This window comes from Ensifer sp. Root558, assembly GCF_001427045.1.
Lineage (GTDB): Bacteria > Pseudomonadota > Alphaproteobacteria > Rhizobiales > Rhizobiaceae > Ensifer > Ensifer adhaerens.
In genome coordinates this window covers 554521-574999 of sequence record NZ_LMGC01000035.1, presented here as the reverse complement: position 1 = coordinate 574999, position 20479 = coordinate 554521, and the positions used below count along the sequence as shown (strand labels likewise).

The window sequence follows — 20479 nt, the reverse complement described above, 5'->3', positions numbered from 1 at the left end:
ACCCAGCTCGCATCTTGGATGTCTGCTACCCGAAGGCCGTTACTTCAGGTAGCGCGTGATCAGCGTCGTCACTTCGTTGATGAAGGCGTCGACGTTCCCATCGTTTAGCTTCTCTGGACTGTCGACCACCGCGCCGTGCGTCAGCGCCTCCTTGCAGCTGACGCAAATGTAAGCGGCCAGATCCAGATCCATCGGCCGCAGTTCTTCCTTGTGCAATTCGAGATAAGCCCTGATCAACCCGTAGAACTCTCTGTCAAAACCGTCGATCGTACCGATCCGCCCTGCACGTGGCGTTTCCTCGACCAACACCCGATGAAGGTCCGGGTTCACACGATGAGCATCGATCATCGTCTTGACCAGTTCGCGCACGGCACTGTCGAGCGGCAGCGTCGCCACTTTGGCCAGCGTACCCCGCATGACATCCACCATCTCGCTCTTGTGGCGTTCGATGACGGCAACGACGAGCGCTTCCTTGCCCGGAAAATACTGATAGAGAGAGCCGATGCTGACGCCGGCCTCTTCGGCAATCCGGTTTGTGTTGGCGCGTTCAAATCCTTCTTTGATCAATGCACGCGCAGTCGCTTCGACCAAGGCCTCGATCATCGCTCGCGAGCGTTGCTGCGAAGCGACCTTTCGTGGCGTCAGGAGAGCTTTCTTGTCCATTCGGCTTTGATCCGGTCGCGGCGGCCCACTTTCAGTTGGCGATCGATAGCGACTGACGCGGCGTTTCCATTGGCGAAAACCCGAAGCGCTTCTTGTAACAGGTGGCAAAGTATTGGCTCGATGAGAAGCCGCAATCAAAGGCGATGTTGGTGACCGATTGCGCGCCGCTTTCAAGAAGCAGCCGTGCGGCGTTGAGTCGGAGCGTCTGGAGGTAGCGGACAGGCGTCATGTTGGTCAGCACCTGGCAATGCTGCGAAAATTGCGTGCGGGAAAGATTGCACTCCGCCGCCATGTTCTCGAGCGTCCAGTCCTCGTCGAGCGCATGACGCAGCCGCTTCAGGAAGATCTCGACCGTGCGCTTCGAGCTTGCAAGAGCAAGATCGAGAACCGGTGCCTGGCTTTCCAGCATCTGGCGGAATTGCAGCAGCATCATCGAAATCAAGAGGCGCAGGTGCGCCTCTCCACCGTCGATATCGCCGCCTGCCACCACCTCGTGGATGTCGAGGAAGGTGCGGGTAACTTCGCGGGAGGCGTTGTAGGAAATCTGTTCGTTCTTCGACAGAAGTTCGCTCAGGCGCTTTCGGTCGCGCTCGGGCCAGCCGATCCAGTCGGGCCACAGCCAGGTTTCGTGTGGTCGGCGCACGCCCATATCCATGAGCACCCAGATGATGTGGCTGGCACCGACATTGGGATCGCCGAGCGCGTGCAACTGCCAGGGCCGCACGACGAACATCTGGCCTTCATTGATCGTCGTCCTGCGGCCATCCATGGTGATCGTCAATGAGCCGCGCGCCAGATAGGCGATCTTGACCCCCTCGTTGCAATGTTCGCGCAGGCCCCAGTCCTGCGGGGTCGTCGCATCCCATCCGCCAACGGAACAGACCTGCGGCAGCGCCGCGCCGAGGTCGATGCCGGGATAGCCGCGTCGCGTCCAGGCATTGAGCGACACCTGGCCCGCAAGCGAGGCCTTCATCAGGTCCTGGCAATTGCCGGCATAGAGCAGGGCGCCCGGCTCGCGGAAGACCGCGGGCCGATTGACCGCCCGTTCGTTGCTGCTCTTCGTCATCCCGCTCCCCCGCAGATGTATAAAATTTACCAGTCGTCTATTTCGAACGCAGGCAGCGATTTATTGCGCAATGCTTGGACATCATCAAGCGGCATTTTGGAGGCGCTGGTGATTTGCCGTTGAAACTCAATGGCATGGGGGAAATTGGGAGGATTTTGCCGGTGCGGATAGGCTTCCACACGGACGCGTTCAACTCGGCCTACTGGTCGTTTGAAAAATGCCTGGAATGGGCGAGCGACAACGATTTGCACTTCATCGAGTGTGGTCTGATCGACGGCGTGAGCTGGATCCACGGACTGGGCTATCAACCGCATGTCGCGCTCTACGAGGACCCGGTCCTCTTGCGTCGCAAGATGGAGCGTTACGGCGTGCGCTTTTCCCAGGTCGATGCGGCCTATCCGCTGTCTGGCGAGGACGGACCGCTCAGAGGTGTGCCCTATGTGCTGAAGTCGATTGCCTGGGCCGCGCAGGCCGGCAGTCCCTGCGTCGACACGACCGACGGGCTCCACATGCCGCCCGGACTTACCGAAGAAGACTCGATGGCGCTGATGAAGCGCAGCTACGAAAAGATCGTCGAAGTCGCCGAAGCGCACGAGATCGTCGTCAACATCGAGCCTCATGGTCATTTCACGACGCGTCCGGAATTCATGGAGCGCATGCTCGCCTTCGCAGACAGCAAGTGGCTGCGCATGAACATGGACACCGGCAACACCTTCATCGCCGGCCAGGAACCGCCGCAGTTTCTGTCGCGGTTCATCGACAGGGTGTCTCATGTCCATCTTAAGGACGTGTCACCGTCGCTGGCAGCGGCTGCCCGTGGCGGACAGACCGGGATCGCGGTCAGCCATTGTGCGCTCGGCGATGGCGTCAATGCCGAGAATATCAAGACCTGTCTCGCCATGCTTCGCGACCACGGCTACGACGGCGTACTCAGCCTCGAATGCGAAGGCGCCGCCGGCCCGATGATCGAAACGTCACTGGCCTGGATCCGCGCGACGTGTCGCGATCTCGGCATTTCGCTGAAGTGAGCGCGTCATGAAGCTTGGTATCAATCTCCTTTGCCTGACCGATTTCGTCGAGGAGAGGCATCTCGACAATATCGGCCGGTTGCGCGATCTCGGCTATGATGGCGTCGAAGTGCCGGTTCTGTCGGGCAAGGTCAGTCACTACGAACGCCTGGGCCGCGAACTGGACGGGCTCGGCCTTGGCCGATCCACCACATCGATCGTGCCAACGCCTGAGGCAAACCCCGTCAGTTGCGATGCCGAAGTGCGGGCGCGCGGGCTTTCCCATCTCGACTGGGCGCTGGATTGCGCAATAGCGCTTGGTGCTGAAAGCATGGGCGGGCCGTTTCATGCCCCGATCGGCTTCTTTACCGGCAGGGGCGCCAGCGAAGACGAGTTGAAGTATGGGGCAGACGCGCACCATGCGCTGGCGGAGCGGGCGGCGGCCAACGGCATGCATTTGAGCCTCGAGCCGCTCAATCGCTTCGAGACTTATTTTCTCAACACGATGGAGCAGGCGCGTGCCTATGTGGATCGCGTGGCGCATCCTGCCTTCAAGATCATGTACGACACGTTCCATGCCAATGTGGAGGAGCGTCGGCCGGAGGCGGCGATCCGCCTGATTGGCCAGGATATCGGGGTCTTCCATGTCTCCGAGAACGATCGTGGCATTCCCGGGCGGGGGCATATCGAATTTGGCGCGATGTTCACGGTGTTGAAGGAGCTCGGCTATGACGGTTGGCTGACGCTTGAGGCATTCGGCGCCGGGCTGCCGGCGATCGCGACGGCGACCCGCGTCTGGCGGCCGCTGTTTCCCGACTTCGATACGCTCTTTTCCGAGAGCGCGACATTCATCCGCAAGACATGGGCTGCTGCATGAACACGAAACACCCCGCTATCGAGATGCGCGGCATCGCCAAGAGTTTCCCCGGTGTCAAGGCGTTGAAAAACGTCAGCTTCTCCGCGCATTGCGGTGAGGTCCATGCGCTGGCGGGAGAAAACGGTGCCGGCAAGTCGACGCTCATGAAGATCCTCTCCGGCATCTATCGGCCGGACGCAGGCGCGGTTGTCGTAAACGGTGAGGAACGGCATTTCACGCATCCGCTTGCGGCGATCCGCGCGGGCATTGCCGTCATCTATCAGGAATTCTCCCTACTGCCCGAGCGAACCGTCGCACAGAACATCTTCCTCGGCCGCGAGCCGACGCGCCGCGGTCTAATCGACCACAGGGCGATGAACGACGAAGCGCGGCGCGTGCTTGCGCTCTTCGGCTCGGCGCACCGGATCGAGCCGAGCACCGTTGTCGCTGACCTCGACGTCGCCAGCCAGCAACTGGTGGAGATCGCCAAGGCGGTGTCGCTAGAGGCAAAGGTGATCGTGATGGACGAGCCGACGGCAGCGCTGAACGAGGCCGAATGCGAGGTGCTCTACGGTCTCGTCGACACCTTGAAGAAAAGCGGTGTGGCGATCGTCTACATCACCCACCGCATGCCCGAAATCACGCGGCTGGCCGATCGTGTTACCGTGCTCAAGGATGGCGAGGTGGCGGTTCGCTTCGACCATGTGCCTGAGCCCGAGGCGATCGTACGAGCCATGGTGGGCCGCGACCCTGGCGATTTCTATGCGGAACCGGCAGCACCGCAGGAGATCGGCGGCGTCGTGCTCTCAGTCCGCAACGCCGGCAACGAACGGCTGAAAAACGTGTCCTTCGAACTGCGCGCAGGCGAGATCGTCGGTTTTTCGGGCTTGCAAGGGGCAGGGCGCGTCGCGCTCGCGCAGGCGATATTCGGCCTTTCTCCCTTCACCAAGGGTGAGATCACCCTTTCCGGCAAGCCGGCGCGGTTCACCAGTCCGCGCGAGGCGATCAGCGCCGGGGTCGGGTTGCTGCCGGGCGATCGCAAGGCCGAAGCGCTGGTGTTGATGCAATCGGTCGTCGACAACGGCATGCTTACGTCTCGCGCACTCTCCGGCCTTTCCGGCAATGCCAATGCGACGCCTTTCGTTTCGGCGGAAGCGATGGAAAAGCTGCTGCGCGAACTCGACGTGCGCGCCGGCAGCTTTGCCCAGGACATCAAGGCGCTGTCGGGCGGCAACCAGCAGAAAGCCATCGTTGCGCGCTGGCTGGCGCTGGCGCCTCGGCTGTTGATCTTCATCGAGCCGACACGCGGCATCGACGTCAATGCCAAGGCCGGGATCTACCACCTGATGCGCGATCTCGCGCGCAAGGGCACGGCCATCATGATGGTCTCGTCCGATCTCCCGGAGGTTCTCGGCGCATCCGACCGCGTCCTTGTGATGCGGAACGGCGAACTCGTCGCGGCGTTTTCGCGCGGGGCCTCTGAAGCCGATGTGATGTTGGCGGCAACTGGCGAGGAGGCGGTGGCAGCATGAACAAGGCAACTCTCACTCGGCGTCCCGCCTGGCGCATGGAACACTACGCGCCGGCGCTTCTGCTCGGTCTGGCCGTCCTGATCTATGCGGCGATTGCGCTCAGCCTCGGCCTGACACGCTTCCTGACACCGGAGGCGACCGTCTCCATCCTTAACCGATCCATCGCGCTCGGCATCACCGCCGTTGGACAGACTTTCACCATCCTCGTCGGCTCGATCGACCTGTCGGTGGCCCATCTCATCTCGGCCTCGGCCGTGGTGTCCTCTGCGATCATGAACGGCGACCCGGCGATGATGGTGCCGGCCGTTGCTGCGGTGCTTGTCATGGGGACGGTTGTCGGAACGCTCAACGGGCTCCTGATCACCCGCCTCGATGTCAACCCGCTTATCGCGACGCTCGGCATGGCGCTGATCATTCAGGGCTGTCTTGCCTCCTTTCATGGCCGGTTCGGCGGCTCGGTACCGGATGCGTTCCAGTATTTCGCCTATGGCGAGGTGCTCGGGCTGCCGGTCAGCCTAGTCGTTCTGGCGCTGCTGGTCCTTGGCGCATGGATCGTCCTGCGCTTCACGCGCTTTGGCTCCAACATCTACTCGGTTGGAGGCAACCGCGACACGGCGCGCGCGGCCGGCATCAACACGACGCGGGTCGTCATGGCGAGCCATATCATCTGCAGCCTTTGCGCGGCGCTCGCCGGCCTCTATTTGGCCAGCCGCCTGAAATCCGGTTCGCCCTGGATCGGCACGGAGGGCGCATATGATCTGGAATCGATCGCCGTCGTCGTCATCGGCGGCACAATCCTCTCCGGCGGCAAGGGTGGGATCTGGGGCACTGTTGCCGGCGTGATCATTTTCTCGCTGATCGATTCCATCTTCAATCTCGCCGGCATTGACGCCTTCGCCAAGCAGGTAATGCGCGGCATCATCATCGTCGCCGCCGTCGCCTTTTACGCAGTCCGTTCAAAGAGGATAGTGGCATGATCCAGGAAACCGTCGGCTCCGCAAAGACGCGCGGCGTGGCAAGCATTGGGCGGCTGCCGAAGATCAATCCCGTCTTCTTCGTGCTGGCAGCCCTTCTCGTTGCCATCACGTTTTCGAACCCGAACTTCATCGAGCCCACGGGCTACATGAATTTCCTGAAGCGAGCCGCTCCTCTTGCAATCCTTGCGGCCGGCCAAATCTACGTCATCGTCTCCGGCGGTTTTGACCTTTCGGCAGGCTCGCTCATCACGCTGACGGTCGTCGGCTCGTCGATGCTGCTCGACAACAGTGCCGATGCGACCTGGTGGGTGATTGCGGTCATGTATGCGGCGGGGTTCGCCGTCGGCGTGGTGAACGGCCTGGTCGTTTCCTATCTGCGGGTGCCGTCATTGATCGCCACGCTCGGCATGATGATCACGCTCAATGGTGCTGCCTTCATGTGGTCGAGCGGATCACCGCGCGGCTACCTGCCGGAGACGTTCCGCTTCTTCGGGCGCGCCAGCCTTCAGGGCATTCCATTGATCCAGTTCCTGCCGGTGGCATTGCTGGTGCTGTTGGTCGTCGGCTTCGTCTTCTTCTGGCTCATGCATCGCACCAATCTCGGGCGCATGCTGCATGCGCTCGGCGACAATCCGCGCGCGGCGCAAATGTCGGGTGTGCCGATCGAGAGGGTGCGCATCATCGCCTTTGTCGCCTCGTCGCTGAGCGCGGTGACGGCCGGCATCCTGCTCGGTGGATTTGCGGGCGTATCAACCGATGTCGGCGTCGGCTACGAGCTGCAGGCGATCACCGCCTGCGTGATCGGCGGAGCGCAGCTTCTCGGCGGCCGCGGCTCCGTGCCCGCCTCGATTGCAGGCGCGCTGACGCTGACCGCCATCTTCACGCTGCTCAACTTCATCGGACTGCCGAAGCCGACGCGCGATGTCGTCCAGGGCTTGATCCTGATCGCCGCAGTCGTGCTTGCAACCTACCGGCGCAACCGCGCCGGCGGGACCTGATTTCGAGGGTCAGAGCGGTTGCGGGCACTTTCCGCATTCCGCTCCAGGCCATCGGGAGGAACTGAAAAATCATGATCAATGGGAGTGAGACATGAAAAAATTGCTGACCGCCGCACTTTCGGCTGCGCTCGTCGCCGGCACGGCGCATAGCCAACAGCTGAACTTCGACGATACTGCCGAGTTCGACAGACAGCGGACGCTGCTGACGGCCAAGGCCAATGGTCCCGACGGGGAGCCTTGGGAGCAGTACTACGGCGACCAGATGGCCGACACCGCAAAGCACAAGAAGCCAGGTCCCTACACGATCTGCTTTTCGAACGCCGGCGTGAACAATGCCTGGCGGGTAACCGGCTGGACGAACATGCAGGCCGAAGTAAAGCTCCATCCGGAAATCAAGGAGCTCATTCACGTCGATGCCGAAGGGTCCGACGACAAGCAGATCGCTGACATCGACGACCTCATCAACGGCGGCAAATGTTCGGCCCTGATTGTCTCGCCGAATACGACGGCAGCCCTGACGCCTGCAGTCGAGAAGGCTTGTGCCAAGCTGCCGGTGATCGTCTTTGACCGCGGCGTCAACACCAAATGCCCGGTCACCTTCATCCATCCGGTGGGTGGTTACGGCTTCGGTATCCAGGCAGGCGAGTTCGTGGCGGCCACGGCACCCGCGGGCGCCGACGTCCTGATGCTGCGCATCGTACCGGGTGTCGATGTGCTCGAGACCCGCGCGTCCGCGGCCAAGCGCATTTTCAAGGAGACAGGGCTGAACGTCGTCGGCGAGGAATTCACCGAGGGCGACAATGCCAAGACCAAGTCGATCGTCGAAGACTACCTGCAACGCGGCAAAATCGACGCGATCTGGATGGACGCTGGTGCCACAGCAGTTGCAGCCCTCGAAGCCTTCGAGGATGCGGGCCTGCCGCCCCCGATCATTACCGGCGAGGACCAGCAGGACTTCCTGGTCAAGTGGAAGTCGGAAGGCTTCAAGGCGATAGCCCCGACCTATCCGACCTACCAATGGCGCACGCCAATCATCGCGGCAGTGAAGGTGCTGCAGGGCGAGGCGGTGCCGGGTCCGGAATGGGTAATGCCGCAGCCGGCGATCACGGCAGAAACGCTCGATCAATATGTCGACGCCAAGATGCCCCCGCTGCATCACGCCATGTGCGGCTGCGAGAAGCTGCCGGACTATCCCGCCGCCTGGGGTGGAAAATAAGCTTGAAGACCGAGCCGCTTGCGGCTCGGTCTCAGTCCCATCAGCTGAGTAGCAAGCCCAGCTTTCTCATTGTCTTGAGCAGCCTTCGGCTGACGGCACGAAGCGTGCAGCCGCTACGGCCGTGTCAACAGCATCGAGATGCCCTGTCCGACGCCGATGCACATGGTGGCGATCGCACGCTTGGCACCCTGCGCTTCGAGCTCCAACGCGGCGGTCAACGCCAGGCGTGCACCGGACATGCCGAGCGGATGGCCGAGCGCGATGGCGCCGCCGTTCGGATTGACACGGGGCGCATCGTCGGCAAGCCCCAGTTGCCGCATGCAGGCGAGCGCCTGCGCTGCAAAGGCCTCGTTCAACTCGACGACATCGATGTCGCCGATGCCGAGACCAAAACGTTCCAGGAGCTTGTGCGTGGAAAAGACCGGTCCGATGCCCATGATGCGTGGGGCAACACCGGCCGTTGCCATGCCGTCGACGCGGGCCAAGGGCTGAAGTCCGTAGCGCTCGACCGCGCCGGCTGAGGCGAGAATGAGCGCGGCCGCGCCGTCGTTGACGCCCGATGCGTTGCCCGCGGTTACCGTGCCATTGGCGCGGAACGGCGTCGGCAGGCTCGCAAGCTTTTCGAGCGTCGTCTCGCGCGGATGTTCGTCGTGTTCGACGTGGGTCGTCTCGCCCTTGCGTCCCTTGATCGCGTAGGCGGCGATCTCGCGGGCGAGACGCCCGCTCTTTTGCGCAACTGCCGCGCGCGCCTGGCTGCGCAGTGCAAAGGCGTCCTGATCTTTGCGGGAGATGGAAAATTCGGCGGCGACGTTTTCGGCGGTCTCCGGCATCGAGTCGATGCCGTATCGGTCTTTCATGGCCGTGTTGATGAAGCGCCAGCCGATCGTCGTGTCGTGGATCTCGGTGCTGCGCTGGAACGGGCTTTCGGCCTTCGGCATGACGAAGGGCGCACGCGACATGCTTTCGACGCCGCCGGCGACCACGATTTCGGCCTCTCCCAGCCGGATCGCGCGAGCGGCATAACCGACCGCGTCCAGACCGGAACCGCACAGCCGGTTGATCGTCGTTCCGGCGACCGTCTCCGGTAGCCCGGCGAGCAAGGCGGCCATGCGGGCGACGTTGCGATTGTCCTCACCCGCCTGGTTGGCGCAGCCAAGTACGACCTCGTCGATCGCTTCGGCCAGAATGGACGAAACACGCGCCAGCGCCTCGCGGATCACATGGGCCGCAAGATCGTCCGGGCGGGCGCTCGAGAGTGCCCCGCCGTAGCGGCCGATGGGGGTGCGCACGCCGCCGACGATGTAGGCTTCAGCCATGAGATTTATCCTTTGCTTTGCCCGGCTGCAAACATCGGCCCTCCCTTGTGCGCGGGAAATCCGTAGCCGTTGATCATCACGAGATCGATGTCGCCGGGACGCGCGGCGATGCCTTCGGCGAGCAGCGCCTTGCCTTCGTCGCACATGGCGTTCAGAAGCCGGTTCATGATCTCATCGGATTTAAAGGCGCGCGGCGTGATGCGCTTGGCTGCCCGCGCCGTTTCGATCACCGCCGTGACGTCGGGATCAACGGTGCGCTCACCATCGGGATAGGCGTACCAGCCGCGGCCACTCTTGCGGCCGAGACGGCCGGCCTCGCAGAGCCTGTCGGCGATTTCGACATAGCGTGCGGCAGGATCGCGTGTTGCCGCCTGTCGCTTGCGTCGTGCCCAGGCAATCTCCAGTCCGGCCATGTCGTTGACGGCGAAGATGCCCATCGGAAAGCCATAGGCCTCGAGCGCGGCGTCGATCTCCTGCGGCAGTGCTCCATCTTCCAGCATGAACTCCGCCTCGCGGCGATAGGCCGAGAAAATGCGGTTGCCGATGAAGCCTTCGGTGACCCCGGTTACGACCGGCAGCTTGCCGAGGCGTTTGACGAAGGCAAGCGCCGTCGCCAGGACGTCCGGCGCGGTCTTGGCGCAATCAACGACTTCGACGAGCCGCATCACGTTGGCGGGCGAAAAGAAATGCAGGCCCACCACCCGTGATGGATCGACCGTCGCCGCCGCGATCGTATCGGGGTCGAGATAACTGGTGTTGGTCGCGAGGATGGCGCCCGGTGCGACGATGCCGTCGAGCTTCTGAAACAACTCCGTCTTGACCTGGAGGTCGTCGAACACCGCTTCGATGACGAGGTCAGCTTTCGCGAGCTCAACGGCTTCTGCGGTGGTCTGCAGCCGCGCGAGGCATTCGTCGCGTCCGTCAGCAGTCAATCGTCCAGCCCGCACGGTCTTGTCGAGCGTCTCGGCAATGCGTGCCCGTCCGCCGGCTGCGGCTTCTTCCGTCTGCTCCAAGGCGACCACGCGGTAGCCGGAGATCAAGGCGGAGACCGCGATGCCGGACCCCATCAGCCCGGTGCCGACGACACCGACGATCGCGATCGGCCGAGGCGAAACCTTGTCGAGCCCTTCGACCTTGCCGGCGGCGCGCTCCGCAAAAAACACATGCCTGAGGGCCGCTGACTCGACCGAATCCCGCAGACGCCGGAAAGTCGCGCGTTCCTCAGCCAGTCCTTGCTTCAGGTCGAGTTCACCGGCTGCCTTAACGAGGCGGATTGCCTCGGCGGGGGCAGCCTGGCCGCGGGCCTTTGCCAGAACCTTCGCTTCCACCGCGCCGACGGCTTTGGCGTGCGCAGGCGGGACGGCGATCATGCCGGTCCGACGGAGCGGCTTGCCAGCTTGCTCTTGAACGAAAGCCAGAGCGACAGCGACAGGATCGGCGGCAATGCTGTCGGCAAGCCCAAGCGCCACAGCTTCGGCGGCCTTCACGGCACGACCGGTTCCGATGAGATCGATCGCCATGACCGTGCCGATCAGGCGTGGCAAGCGCTGCGTCCCGCCAGCACCCGGGACAAGCCCGAGCTTTACCTCGGGCAGGCCGAACGACACCTTCTCGCCGGCAATCCGGCCGTGGCAGGCAAGCGCCACTTCGCAGCCGCCGCCAAGGGCGGGGCCGTTGACGGCTGCGGCAACCGGCTTGTCGAAGGTCTCGATGCGCTCGATCACTTCGGGAAGCAGCGGGTCGACCGGCGGCTTGCCAAACTCCCTGATATCCGCGCCGCCGATGAAGGTATTGCCGGCGCCGGTGATGACGAGACCCGCAATCGTCGACCGTTCGGCAACATGGTCAAGCGCCGCCATCAGGCCGGAACGGACATCCGCGGAGAGCGCGTTGACGGGCGCGTTGTCGATGGTAACGAGGAGAACGCCACCTTCAAGTCGGGCGGAAACGCTTTCGGAAAATCGGATCTCGGCCATGCTGCCAAACCTCAATCGGGGACGACGGCCGTTGCCTGGATCTCGATCTTGGCGCGGTCTTCGACGAGCGAGACGACCTGCATCGCAGCCATGGCCGGGAAATGCCGGCCGATGATGTCGCGATAGGCCTGACCGATGCCGCGCAGATTGCCGACATATTCCTGCTTGTCAGTGAAGTACCAGGTCATGGTGGTGATGTGCTGCGGCTCGGCGCCGCCGGCCGCAAGCACTGCGACCACGTTCTTCAGCGTCTGGCGCACCTGCTCGACGAAATCATCGGTCTCGAACTCGGACTGCGCGTTCCAGCCGATTTGGCCGCCGATGAAGACGGTGCGGCCTTTGGCCGAGACGCCGTTGGCATAGCCGATGGGCTTAGCCCAGCCTTCAGGTTGCAGGATGGTGTGCATCGGTCGTCTCCAGATGTTGTGTCAGCGCGGCGCGGATATCGTCCGGCCAGGCACAAGAAGCGTGATTGTCGAGCGAGGTGGCAACGACCCGCTGTTTTGCTGTCCAGAGCACGGTGCCTCTCGCCGAGACCGTGTGCTCCATGTCGAGCGACGAGCGGCCAATGCCGCGCACCGCCAGCGCGAAATCCAGATCGTCGCCCTGGAAGCCCGGTCGAGAGAAGGTGAGATCGAGGCGCACCGTCGGCACGCCGATCCGCCGCTCGTCGTTCATGGCTTTCCAGGGAAAGCCGAGCGAGGCGAAGAAGTCCTCCGTCACCCCGACAAGAATATTGAGATAGGACGGGAAGTAGGCGATCCCCGAGGGGTCGCAGTCTCCGAACCGCAGTGGTCTCGTGGTCCTGAACATCGATGCCGACCTCAGTTCGCAAAGGCGGCAATGCCGGTGATGGCACGGCCGAGGATCAGCGCATGGATGTCGTGGGTACCCTCATAGGTGTTGACCACTTCCAGATTGACGAGGTGGCGGGCCACCGGAAATTCGTCCGAAATGCCGTTGCCGCCGAGCATGTCGCGCGCAGTTCTGGCGATTTCCAACGCTTTTCCGCAGGAGTTGCGCTTGAGGATCGAGGTCAGTTCGACCGGCGGATTGCCTTCATCCTTCATGCGCCCGAGGCGCAGGCAGCCCTGCAGGCCAAGGGCGATTTCGGTTGCCATGTCCGCGAGCTTCTTCTGGATGAGCTGGTTGGCGGCAAGCGGCCGGCCGAACTGCTTGCGGTCGATCACGTATTGCCGCGCCGTGTCATAGCAGGACTCGGCTGCACCAAGGGCGCCCCAGGCGATGCCGAAGCGCGCGGAGTTGAGGCAGGTGAAGGGGCCCTTCAGTCCTGTCACCTCGGGCAGCATGTTTTCGTCCGGCACGAAGACCTCGTCCATGACGATCTGGCCGGTGATCGATGCCCTTAAGCCCACCTTGCCGTGGATCGCCGGCGCGCTGAGACCCTTCCACCCCTTTTCGAGGATGAAGCCGCGGATGGCGCCATCTGATGTCTTTGCCCAGACGACGAACACGTCGGCGATCGGCGCATTGGAGATCCATGTCTTTGAACCGGACAGCAGATAGCCGCCATCGACCTTGGCGGCCTTGGTGATCATCGATCCGGGATCAGAACCGTGGTCTGGCTCGGTCAGGCCAAAGCAGCCGATCTTGGTGCCGGCAATCAGTCCTGGCAGGTATTTGCGCTTCTGCGCTTCACTGCCGAAGGTATAGATCGGCACGATGACGAGCGAAGACTGCACGCTCATCATCGAGCGGTAGCCGCTGTCGATGCGTTCGACCTCACGGGCGATCAGGCCGTAGGAAACGTAGTTGAGGCCGGCGCCCCCGTATTCCTCCGACACCATCGGACCGAGCAGGCCGAGTTCGCCCATCTCGGCAAAGATCGACGGATCGGTTTTCTCGTGGCGGAATGCCTCCTGGACGCGCGGAGCCAGACGGTCTTCGGCATAGCGCGCAGCGGTCTGGCGCACCATGCGTTCTTCTTCGCTCAACTGCTGATCCAGGTTGAACGGGTCCTGCCAGTCGAATGACGCCTTCGAACCATGCATGTTCGACACCCCTTGTTATCGTCCCGTGCCCTTCATCAGCTCGCGGCCGATGATGAGCTTTTGAACCTCGGTCGCGCCCTCGTAGATTCTGAGCGCGCGGATCTCGCGATAGAGCCGCTCGGTGATCTCGCCGACGCGCACGCCGCGGCCGCCAAAGAGCTGCAGCGCCTGGTCGATGACCCATTGCGCGTTCTCGGTCGCGGTCATCTTGGCCATCGCCGCTTCGCGCGTCGTTGGTCGTTTCTGCACGTCGCGTTGCCACGCCGTGCGGCCGGTCAGGAGTGCTGCCGCGTCGATAGCGGTCGCCATCTCGCCAAGCGTGCTTTGCGCCGTCGGCAGATCGCCAAGGGTCGCGCCGAACATCCTGCGCCTCTTCGCGTGGGCCACCGCCTCGTCAAGCGCGCGCCGGGCAAATCCGATCGCGGCGGCTGCCACGGACGGGCGGAAAATGTCGAGGGTGCGCATGGCCATCTTGAAGCCTTCGCCAGACGCGCCCAGAAGTTGCGACGCCGGGATGCGGCAATTGTCGAAACGAAGGCGGGCGAGCGGATGCGGCGCAATCGTCTCGATGCGCTCGGGGATGGTAAAGCCCGGCGTATCGGGGAAGACCACGAAGGCGGAAATGCCGCGCGTACCCGGCGCCTCGCCTGTGCGGGCAAAGACGGTGTAGACGTCGGCGATGCCGCCGTTCGAGATCCAGGTCTTTTCGCCGTCGAGTACGAAATGATCGCCATCCCGGCGCGCAGCGCACGCCATCGCCGCGACATCCGAGCCGGCCTCGGGTTCGGAAAGCGCAAAGGCGGAGATCCATTCGCCGCGGGCGACCTTGGGCAGGACGGCGTGTTTCAACGCCTCGGAGCCGGACAGGCTGATCGCACCCGTCCCGAGGCCCTGCATGGCGAAGGCAAAGTCGGCAAGCCCGTCTGTGTAGGCGAGCGTTTCGCGGATGAGGCAGAGCGACCGGCTGTCGATCTCGTCGCTAACACCGCCGAACGCCTTTGGCACGCAATGGCGAAGCACGCCTGCAGTACCGAGTGCCGCGACCAGCTGCTTGCAGGCGGCATCGACATCAGCGTGATCGATCTCGCCGAGGCCGCCACGAGCCACGAAGGCGTCGAGTTCCGCAGCGAGCGCACGGTGGCTGTCATCGTAGAACGGCCAGTCGAGATGATCGCGGGAAGGTGGGCGCAAGGTCGTGCCATGGGAACTCATGCTCAGTTCCCCTTGAATTCAGGCTTCGCCTTGGCGGCAAAGGCCTCGAAGGCGCGGCGGAAGTCGCCGGTCGCCATGCAGATCGCTTGCGCCTGGGCTTCCGATTCGATCAGTTGGTCGATACCCATCGCCCATTCCTGGTCGAGCATCTTCTTGGTCATCGCATGGGCAAACCAGGGGCCGTCGGCGATACTGCGTGCGAACTTCTGGGCTTCGGCAAGAAGCGACGGACGCTCGTGCAGAGCATTGTAGAAGCCCCAGGCGTGGCCTTCCGTCGCGGTCATGACGCGGCCGGTGAAGAGCAGTTCGGCGGCGCGGCCCTGGCCGATGATGCGGGGAAGAATGCCGCAGGCGCCCATGTCGGCGCCGGCCAGCCCGACGCGGGTAAAGAGAAAGGCCGTCTTCGCCTCGGGCGTTGCCACACGGAAGTCCGAGGCCATGGCCAAAATGGCACCGGCGCCGGCGCAGATGCCGTCGACGGCTGCTATGACCGGCTGCGGGCAGGCGCGGATCTGGCGGACCAGTTCGCCGGTCATGCGGGTAAAATCCAGAAGATCGGGCATCGGCATACGCGTCAGCGGCTCGATGATCTCGAACACGTCGCCACCGGATGAAAAGTTGTCACCGGCGCCGGCCAGCACGACCGCGCGCACGTCGCTGGCGCGGGCAAGCGAGCGGAAAAGATCGCAAAGTTCCTCGTAACTTTCGAAGGTCAGCGGGTTCTTCTTTTCCGGGCGGTTGAGGGTGATCGTGGCGACGCGTCCGTCGGCATCCGTTTCGAACAGGAAGTGCTTGGCCTTGTGGTCTTTGAAGGCGCGCTTCTTGGCCTGCATCGGGTTTGTCATCTCTATCCTCCGAGAACTTCGCCGCCGGCGACAGCGATCGCCTGACCAGTGATTGCCGTCGCCTTCTCCGACACGAGCCAGGAGACCGTGTGGGCGACTTCTTCCGGCGTCACCAGGCGTCCCTGCGGGTTGGAGCGAGCAAGGCTGGCGCGCGCTTCCTCGCGCGAACGGCCGGTCTTTTCGCTGATCGTATCGAGCGCGCCGTCGATCAGCGGCGTGTCGGTGAAGCCGGGGCAGACGGCATTGACGGTGACGTCGGTGCGCGCAAGCTCAAGCGCCAGTGCCCTCGTCAGGCCGATGACGCCGTGCTTCGACGCGCAATAGGCCGAAACATAAGCATAGCCGGTCAGGCCCGCGGTGCTCGCAACGTTGACGATCCGGCCGTTGCCGGCCCGCCGCACGGAGGCAAGCGCTGCCTGCGTCACCAGATAGACGCCGGTCAGGTTGATGGAAAGCACCCGCTGCCAAAGCGCGAAGTCGGTCTTTTCGAACGGCGCCGAGGGCGCTTCGCCGGCGCAGTTGACGAGAACGGCAATCTCTCCGGCTTCAGCGATCGCAGCCGTGATACCTTGCTCGACGGCCTGCGGGTTGGTCACATCGAAGCCGTCACGGACAAAGGCCTGTCCGCCGGCAGCAAGGATGTCGCCCCGTACCGCTTCAAGCGGTGCTGCGCGCCGACCGGCGAGGCTGACGATGTGGCCGTCGGCGGCGAGCCCAAGGGCAATCGCCTTGCCGATACCGCTGCCGGCGCCTGTGACGAGGGCGTGCCTTATCATGGCTTGCCTGCCGTCGTTGCGGCGCGCGCCAGGTTGTTCACGTACTGGGCCCGAGCCGAATGGTACTGTTTCGGCCAGGGCTCACCGTCATAGCCAATCTTTGCCGCTTCGTGCATCACGAAGGACGGATCGGCCAGATGCGGGCGGGCAATCGCGCAGAGATCGGCTCGACCGGCTGCGATGATCGAATTGGCGTGGTCGGCCTCGGAAATCGCCCCGACCGCAATGGTCGGAACCTGGATCTCGTTGCGGATCTTATCGGAAAATGGCGTCTGGAACAGGCGGCCATAGACCGGTTTTTCTTCTTTCACCACCTGGCCGGACGAGCAGTCGATCATGTCGGCGCCCGCCTCCTTGAACAGGCGGGCGAAAATTGCCGCGTCCTCGGGCGTGTTGCCGCCCTCGTGCCAGTCATGGGTTGAGAGGCGAACCGACATCGGCCGGTCCTCGGGCCAGACTTTACGCACTGCGTGGAACACTTCGAGCGGGAAGCGGGCGCGGGCGGCGTGATCGCCGCCATAGTCGTCGGTGCGCAGATTGGTAAGCGGCGACAGGAAGCTCGACAGCAGGTAGCCGTGCGCGACGTGCAGTTCGAGGATATCGAAACCGAGGTCACGGGCCCGTTCGGTGGCCCGCACGAAATCGGTGACGACCCGGTCCATATCCTCCCGCGTCATTTCGCGCGGCATGTCCGAATGCTTGAGGTAGGGCAGGGCGGACGCGGAGATGAGTGGCCAGCCGCCTTCGGCCAAGGGCTGATCGATCCCCTCCCAGGCGACCTTTGTCGCGCCCTTGCGGCCGGCATGGCCGAGCTGGATGCCGATCTTGGCGGGGGTCTGCTGGTGTACGAAATCGACGATGCGCTTGAAGGCCTGGGCCTGCTCGTCGCTCCAGAGCCCCAGACATCCGGGCGTGATGCGGGCATCGGCCGACACACAGGTCATTTCCGGGAAGACGAGCGCCGCACCGCCCATGGCGCGCGCGCCGAGATGAACGAGATGAAAATCGTTCGGCACGCCGTCGGCTGCCGAATACATCGCCATCGGCGAAACCACGATGCGGTTCTTCAGCGTCAGGCCGCGGAGCTTGAACGGCGTAAACATCGGCGGCGGAACCGCCCCGTTCGCCGCCGGCGCCACACCGGCGCGTTCGGCAAACCAGCGCTCGAAGCCTTCGAGCCAGTCCTTGTCGCGCAGGCGAAGGTTCTCGTGGCTGATGCGCTGCGAGCGGGTCAGCATCGAATACATGAACTGTTCGGGCTCCAGCGTGTCGGCATAGCGCGTGCCGACCACTTCGAACCATTCCATCGCATTGCGGGCCGCATTCTGGATGCGGGCGACATCGACGCGGCGCACCTCTTCGTAAGCCGACAGCACGGCGGGAATGTTTGCCTTGTCGTGGCCCAGAATATCGAACTGGCGGGTGAGCTCGATCGCGTCATCGATCGCAAGCTTGGTGCCCGAGCCGATGGCGAAATGGGCCGTGTGGGCGCTGTCGCCCATCAACACGACATGGCTGTGGCCGTTGAAATGGCTCCACTTTTCGCAGATCAGCCGGCCGAAGTTCAGCCAGGCGGAGCCGCGCAAGTGCCGCGCATTGGTCATCAGCTTGTGGCCGTCGAGCGTGCCTTCAAAGAGCTTTTCGCAGAACGCGATCGACTGGTCCTGGTCCATCTGGTCGAGGCCATGGGCGCGGAAGACGTCGTCGGTGGTCTCAACGATGAAGGTCGAGGTGTTCTCGTCGAAGCGGTAGATATGCGCCTGGAACCAGCCATGCTCGGTGCGCTGGAAGTCGAAGGTGAAGGCGTCGAACTTCTTGTCCGTGCCGAGCCAGACATAGCGGTTCGGCCGGATCACCATGTCCGGCTTGAAGATGTCGGCGTATTTGTTGCGGATCCTTGAGTTGACGCCGTCGGAGGCGATGATCAGATCGGCGTCGGCGAACTGCTCGTCGCTTTCCACGTCCTGCTCGAACAGCAGTTCGACGCCGAGTTCGAGGCAGCGTTCCTGGAGGATGTTGAGCATCTTCTTGCGGCCGATGCCAACGAAGCCGTGGCCGGTCGTGCGGATCTTGCGGCCCTTGAAGACCAGCTCGATGTCGTCCCAATGGTTGAAGGAAACCTCGATCGCCTCGGCGGTCTCCGGGTCCCATTGCCGCATCGACTGCATGGTCGCGTCCGAAAAGACGACGCCCCAGCCGAATGTGTCAAAGGGGCGGTTCCGTTCGACGACGGTGACGTGATGCTCCGGATGCTGCCGCTTCATCAGCAGCGCAAAATAAAGGCCGGCAGGCCCGCCACCGATACAGACGATCCGCATGTCGTTCTCCTCCCGAGTTCCGGCTGCGCGTCACCGTCGAGCTGGCACAAGTGGCCATGCTGGACTGTTGCAAGCAGGGTGGACTCGTTCAGGAGAAATTTCAAGCTTAAAATTGTTTTGGGCAGATGGGAAGCCGACGCCGGGCGCTCGCAGCGCCGCCAAGCGGCGTCGCATCGCTTCGAGGCCGGTGCGGCAGAAAGTAAGGCAGTTGTAGGCAGAAGCGCCGTGAACTCAGGAATTTCGCGCGAGCGAGGCGATGATCGACCGCTTGAGTGTGGCAAGCTCATCCATCAGCACGCCGCCTTCCTTGGCCGGAAGGCCGGCAAACAGATCCGAGATCCAGTCGGCATGGCTTGCTGCCATCTTCTCGAATTCGGCGCGGCCGAAGGGGGTAAGCGCGATGATCTGGACACGCCGGTCGGTCGGAAGCGTCGTGCGGCTGATGTGGCCGCTCTCGGTCAGCCGTTCCACCAGCACCGTGATGTTGCCGGGGGAGACCATCATGCGCTTGGAGACTTCGCCAAGCACCATGCCGTCAGGCGCACGCTCGAGCTGGGCCATCAGGTCGAAACGCGGCAAGGTCGAATCGAATTCTTCCCGCAACCGCCGACGGATTTCGCTTTCGACAAGTGTCGAACAGGTCAAGAGACGCAGCCATAGCCTGAGCTCTGCACGGTGATCGCCCGGAGCCTCGAGCGCCTTGGTCTCGCCATCGACCCATTCCGGCGAGGTGTCGAACTTGTCTTCACCCATCATTCCCAACGTCCGCTTCCAACCCTTGGCCGCAAATCAGCGGCTCTTTCGTTTTTCTGCTTTTAGAGAGGTAAGCAGGTCTTGGACAGGTTGTCACGGGCCGTCATTTGGACGCAAGCCCAGGTGCCGACTGGGCGAGCAGCGGCGACGCGCGACCGCCATCCTCGGACTGGACATAGACGTTGACGGTAAAGCCGATGTGCTCGGCCATCAGGGTGCGGGCACGCTCGATATCGCGATCGAGTGCTGCCTCCATCAGCTCGGTATGGTGCTCGATCGCCATCGCGTCCTCAAGCGCCGAAACGGCCTCCTCGTAGCCTGCGCTCATACCGGCGGCGGCCCTAATCGTCGGCGCCAGACTTAGGAAGCGGTGGTGACGGCGAAGCTGGTCGGAGATCGTCGCCTGAAAGCGCGTGAGCCAGCGCGACCTCGCAGCACTGATCAAAGCCGTATGAAACCCGGCATGCTTCTCGTCCCACTCGTCGACTTCGCTCTCGGAGAAACGCTCGACGGAAACCTTGCAGCGCGACAGCCGGTAGTGTGCCGTGACGACGGCGGATTCCCAGGCGCTGTCGCCGTTCTCGATCGACTCGATGAGCAGCGGCATTTCGACGGCAAGGCGGGCGCGGGTGAGGTCGTCGAGTTCCTCGCGTGACACCGGAGCAACAGCAAAGCCGCGATTACTGATGGCGGTCACCAGCCCTTCCGCCTCCAGCCGCGACAGAGCCTCGCGTAGCGGTGTCCAGCCGATCCCGTAGCTTTCGCGCAGCGTGCTCAGCTTCATCGGCGCGCCCGGCTTCAGCCGCGTCGCGAGAATGTCGCGGCGCAGCAACCGGTATGCCGATTCCGTTTTGGTCGACTGTTCGTGGTCTTGCATCAGGTTCCCTTAGCGCCCACACCGGGTCGATACAAATATATATAGTTCTGCGCCTCATGTGAAAATATATATATTAATT

At 63.2% G+C, this 20479-nt stretch carries 19 protein-coding genes; 6 read left to right on the top strand and 13 right to left on the bottom strand.

The window, feature by feature from the left end:
- Positions 1 to 39: 39 nt before the first annotated feature.
- Entirely contained in the window at positions 40 to 663 is a 624-nt protein-coding gene (locus ASD63_RS29115) for a TetR/AcrR family transcriptional regulator (RefSeq protein WP_060530177.1), read from the bottom strand.
- A 31-nt stretch (positions 664 to 694) separates the two neighbouring features.
- Entirely contained in the window at positions 695 to 1729 is a 1035-nt protein-coding gene (locus ASD63_RS29110) for an AraC family transcriptional regulator (protein ID WP_060518040.1), read from the bottom strand.
- Between the two features lie 161 nt (positions 1730 to 1890).
- On the opposite strand from ASD63_RS29110, the gene ASD63_RS29105 reads away from it, so the two are divergent.
- From ASD63_RS29105 to ASD63_RS29080, 6 genes are all read left to right on the top strand, one after another.
- A complete protein-coding gene (locus tag ASD63_RS29105) occupies positions 1891 to 2757 on the top strand; it encodes a sugar phosphate isomerase/epimerase (RefSeq protein WP_060518038.1) in 867 nt (288 codons plus the stop codon).
- Positions 2758 to 2764: 7 nt separating this feature from the next.
- On the top strand, positions 2765 to 3613 hold the full coding sequence (locus tag ASD63_RS29100) for a sugar phosphate isomerase/epimerase family protein (RefSeq protein ID WP_034796237.1): 849 nt from the start codon (positions 2765 to 2767) through the stop codon (positions 3611 to 3613).
- Positions 3610 to 5124, top strand: a complete 1515-nt coding sequence (locus tag ASD63_RS29095; protein WP_060530176.1) for a sugar ABC transporter ATP-binding protein — start codon at positions 3610 to 3612, stop codon at positions 5122 to 5124. The genes ASD63_RS29100 and ASD63_RS29095 overlap by 4 nt, the downstream gene beginning before the upstream one ends.
- Positions 5121 to 6101 carry an ABC transporter permease gene (locus ASD63_RS29090; protein ID WP_082566303.1) on the top strand — a complete coding sequence of 327 codons (981 nt, stop codon included), beginning with the start codon at positions 5121 to 5123 and terminating at the stop codon, positions 6099 to 6101. The genes ASD63_RS29095 and ASD63_RS29090 overlap by 4 nt, the downstream gene beginning before the upstream one ends.
- The gene (locus ASD63_RS29085; protein WP_060530175.1) at positions 6098 to 7099 is read left to right on the top strand and encodes an ABC transporter permease; all 1002 of its coding nucleotides are present in this window, start codon (positions 6098 to 6100) and stop codon (positions 7097 to 7099) included. The genes ASD63_RS29090 and ASD63_RS29085 overlap by 4 nt, the downstream gene beginning before the upstream one ends.
- Before the next feature lie 91 nt (positions 7100 to 7190).
- Positions 7191 to 8315 (top strand): substrate-binding domain-containing protein, encoded by a 1125-nt coding sequence (locus ASD63_RS29080; protein WP_034796243.1) that lies wholly within the window; start codon positions 7191 to 7193, stop codon positions 8313 to 8315.
- 113 nt (positions 8316 to 8428) lie between these two features.
- Here the strand turns inward: ASD63_RS29080 and pcaF are convergent, their stop codons facing one another.
- From pcaF to ASD63_RS29025, 11 genes are all read right to left on the bottom strand, one after another.
- Entirely contained in the window at positions 8429 to 9631 is a 1203-nt protein-coding gene (gene pcaF, locus ASD63_RS29075; protein WP_034796246.1) for a 3-oxoadipyl-CoA thiolase, read from the bottom strand.
- A 5-nt stretch (positions 9632 to 9636) separates the two neighbouring features.
- Positions 9637 to 11607, bottom strand: a complete 1971-nt coding sequence (locus ASD63_RS29070; RefSeq protein ID WP_034796250.1) for a 3-hydroxyacyl-CoA dehydrogenase NAD-binding domain-containing protein — start codon at positions 11605 to 11607, stop codon at positions 9637 to 9639.
- An 11-nt stretch (positions 11608 to 11618) separates the two neighbouring features.
- Complete coding sequence (locus ASD63_RS29065) at positions 11619 to 12014, bottom strand: RidA family protein (protein ID WP_034796252.1); 396 nt, start codon at positions 12012 to 12014, stop codon at positions 11619 to 11621.
- On the bottom strand, positions 11992 to 12420 hold the full coding sequence (locus ASD63_RS29060) for a thioesterase family protein (protein ID WP_060518023.1): 429 nt from the start codon (positions 12418 to 12420) through the stop codon (positions 11992 to 11994). Before ASD63_RS29060 ends, ASD63_RS29065 begins: the two co-directional genes overlap by 23 nt.
- A gap of 11 nt (positions 12421 to 12431) precedes the next feature.
- Positions 12432 to 13619, bottom strand: coding sequence for an acyl-CoA dehydrogenase (locus tag ASD63_RS29055; protein WP_060530174.1), 1188 nt, complete (start codon positions 13617 to 13619; stop codon positions 12432 to 12434).
- Between the two features lie 15 nt (positions 13620 to 13634).
- Entirely contained in the window at positions 13635 to 14831 is a 1197-nt protein-coding gene (locus tag ASD63_RS29050) for an acyl-CoA dehydrogenase family protein (RefSeq protein ID WP_060530173.1), read from the bottom strand.
- 2 nt (positions 14832 to 14833) lie between these two features.
- Positions 14834 to 15676, bottom strand: a complete 843-nt coding sequence (locus ASD63_RS29045; RefSeq protein WP_060530172.1) for an enoyl-CoA hydratase family protein — start codon at positions 15674 to 15676, stop codon at positions 14834 to 14836.
- Positions 15677 to 15678: 2 nt separating this feature from the next.
- Positions 15679 to 16452, bottom strand: coding sequence for an SDR family NAD(P)-dependent oxidoreductase (locus ASD63_RS29040; RefSeq protein ID WP_060530171.1), 774 nt, complete (start codon positions 16450 to 16452; stop codon positions 15679 to 15681).
- Positions 16449 to 18770, bottom strand: a complete 2322-nt coding sequence (locus ASD63_RS29035; RefSeq protein WP_060518017.1) for a bifunctional salicylyl-CoA 5-hydroxylase/oxidoreductase — start codon at positions 18768 to 18770, stop codon at positions 16449 to 16451. The genes ASD63_RS29040 and ASD63_RS29035 overlap by 4 nt, the downstream gene beginning before the upstream one ends.
- 231 nt (positions 18771 to 19001) lie before the next feature.
- Positions 19002 to 19526 (bottom strand): MarR family transcriptional regulator, encoded by a 525-nt coding sequence (locus tag ASD63_RS29030; protein ID WP_226020898.1) that lies wholly within the window; start codon positions 19524 to 19526, stop codon positions 19002 to 19004.
- A gap of 100 nt (positions 19527 to 19626) precedes the next feature.
- Complete coding sequence (locus tag ASD63_RS29025; protein ID WP_060530170.1) at positions 19627 to 20400, bottom strand: GntR family transcriptional regulator; 774 nt, start codon at positions 20398 to 20400, stop codon at positions 19627 to 19629.
- Between the last annotated feature and the right edge of the window lie 79 nt (positions 20401 to 20479).

Excerpts from the sequence above, each read along its gene's own strand:
- ASD63_RS29050 (WP_060530173.1), bottom strand. The coding sequence starts at position 14,831 with ATGAGTTCCCATGGCACGACCTTGCGCCCACCTTCCCGCGATCATCTC.
- ASD63_RS29085 (WP_060530175.1), top strand. The coding sequence starts at position 6,098 with ATGATCCAGGAAACCGTCGGCTCCGCAAAGACGCGCGGCGTGGCAAGC.
- ASD63_RS29030 (WP_226020898.1), bottom strand. The coding sequence starts at position 19,526 with ATGATGGGTGAAGACAAGTTCGACACCTCGCCGGAATGGGTCGATGGC.
- ASD63_RS29065 (WP_034796252.1), bottom strand. The coding sequence starts at position 12,014 with ATGCACACCATCCTGCAACCTGAAGGCTGGGCTAAGCCCATCGGCTAT.
- ASD63_RS29055 (WP_060530174.1), bottom strand. The coding sequence starts at position 13,619 with ATGCATGGTTCGAAGGCGTCATTCGACTGGCAGGACCCGTTCAACCTG.
- ASD63_RS29025 (WP_060530170.1), bottom strand. The coding sequence starts at position 20,400 with ATGCAAGACCACGAACAGTCGACCAAAACGGAATCGGCATACCGGTTG.
- ASD63_RS29035 (WP_060518017.1), bottom strand. The coding sequence starts at position 18,770 with ATGCGGATCGTCTGTATCGGTGGCGGGCCTGCCGGCCTTTATTTTGCG.
- ASD63_RS29115 (WP_060530177.1), bottom strand. The coding sequence starts at position 663 with ATGGACAAGAAAGCTCTCCTGACGCCACGAAAGGTCGCTTCGCAGCAA.
- pcaF (WP_034796246.1), bottom strand. The coding sequence starts at position 9,631 with ATGGCTGAAGCCTACATCGTCGGCGGCGTGCGCACCCCCATCGGCCGC.
- ASD63_RS29095 (WP_060530176.1), top strand. The coding sequence starts at position 3,610 with ATGAACACGAAACACCCCGCTATCGAGATGCGCGGCATCGCCAAGAGT.
- ASD63_RS29080 (WP_034796243.1), top strand. The coding sequence starts at position 7,191 with ATGAAAAAATTGCTGACCGCCGCACTTTCGGCTGCGCTCGTCGCCGGC.
- ASD63_RS29045 (WP_060530172.1), bottom strand. The coding sequence starts at position 15,676 with ATGACAAACCCGATGCAGGCCAAGAAGCGCGCCTTCAAAGACCACAAG.
- ASD63_RS29040 (WP_060530171.1), bottom strand. The coding sequence starts at position 16,452 with ATGATAAGGCACGCCCTCGTCACAGGCGCCGGCAGCGGTATCGGCAAG.
- ASD63_RS29110 (WP_060518040.1), bottom strand. The coding sequence starts at position 1,729 with ATGACGAAGAGCAGCAACGAACGGGCGGTCAATCGGCCCGCGGTCTTC.
- ASD63_RS29100 (WP_034796237.1), top strand. The coding sequence starts at position 2,765 with ATGAAGCTTGGTATCAATCTCCTTTGCCTGACCGATTTCGTCGAGGAG.
- ASD63_RS29070 (WP_034796250.1), bottom strand. The coding sequence starts at position 11,607 with ATGGCCGAGATCCGATTTTCCGAAAGCGTTTCCGCCCGACTTGAAGGT.
- ASD63_RS29090 (WP_082566303.1), top strand. The coding sequence starts at position 5,121 with ATGAACAAGGCAACTCTCACTCGGCGTCCCGCCTGGCGCATGGAACAC.
- ASD63_RS29060 (WP_060518023.1), bottom strand. The coding sequence starts at position 12,420 with ATGTTCAGGACCACGAGACCACTGCGGTTCGGAGACTGCGACCCCTCG.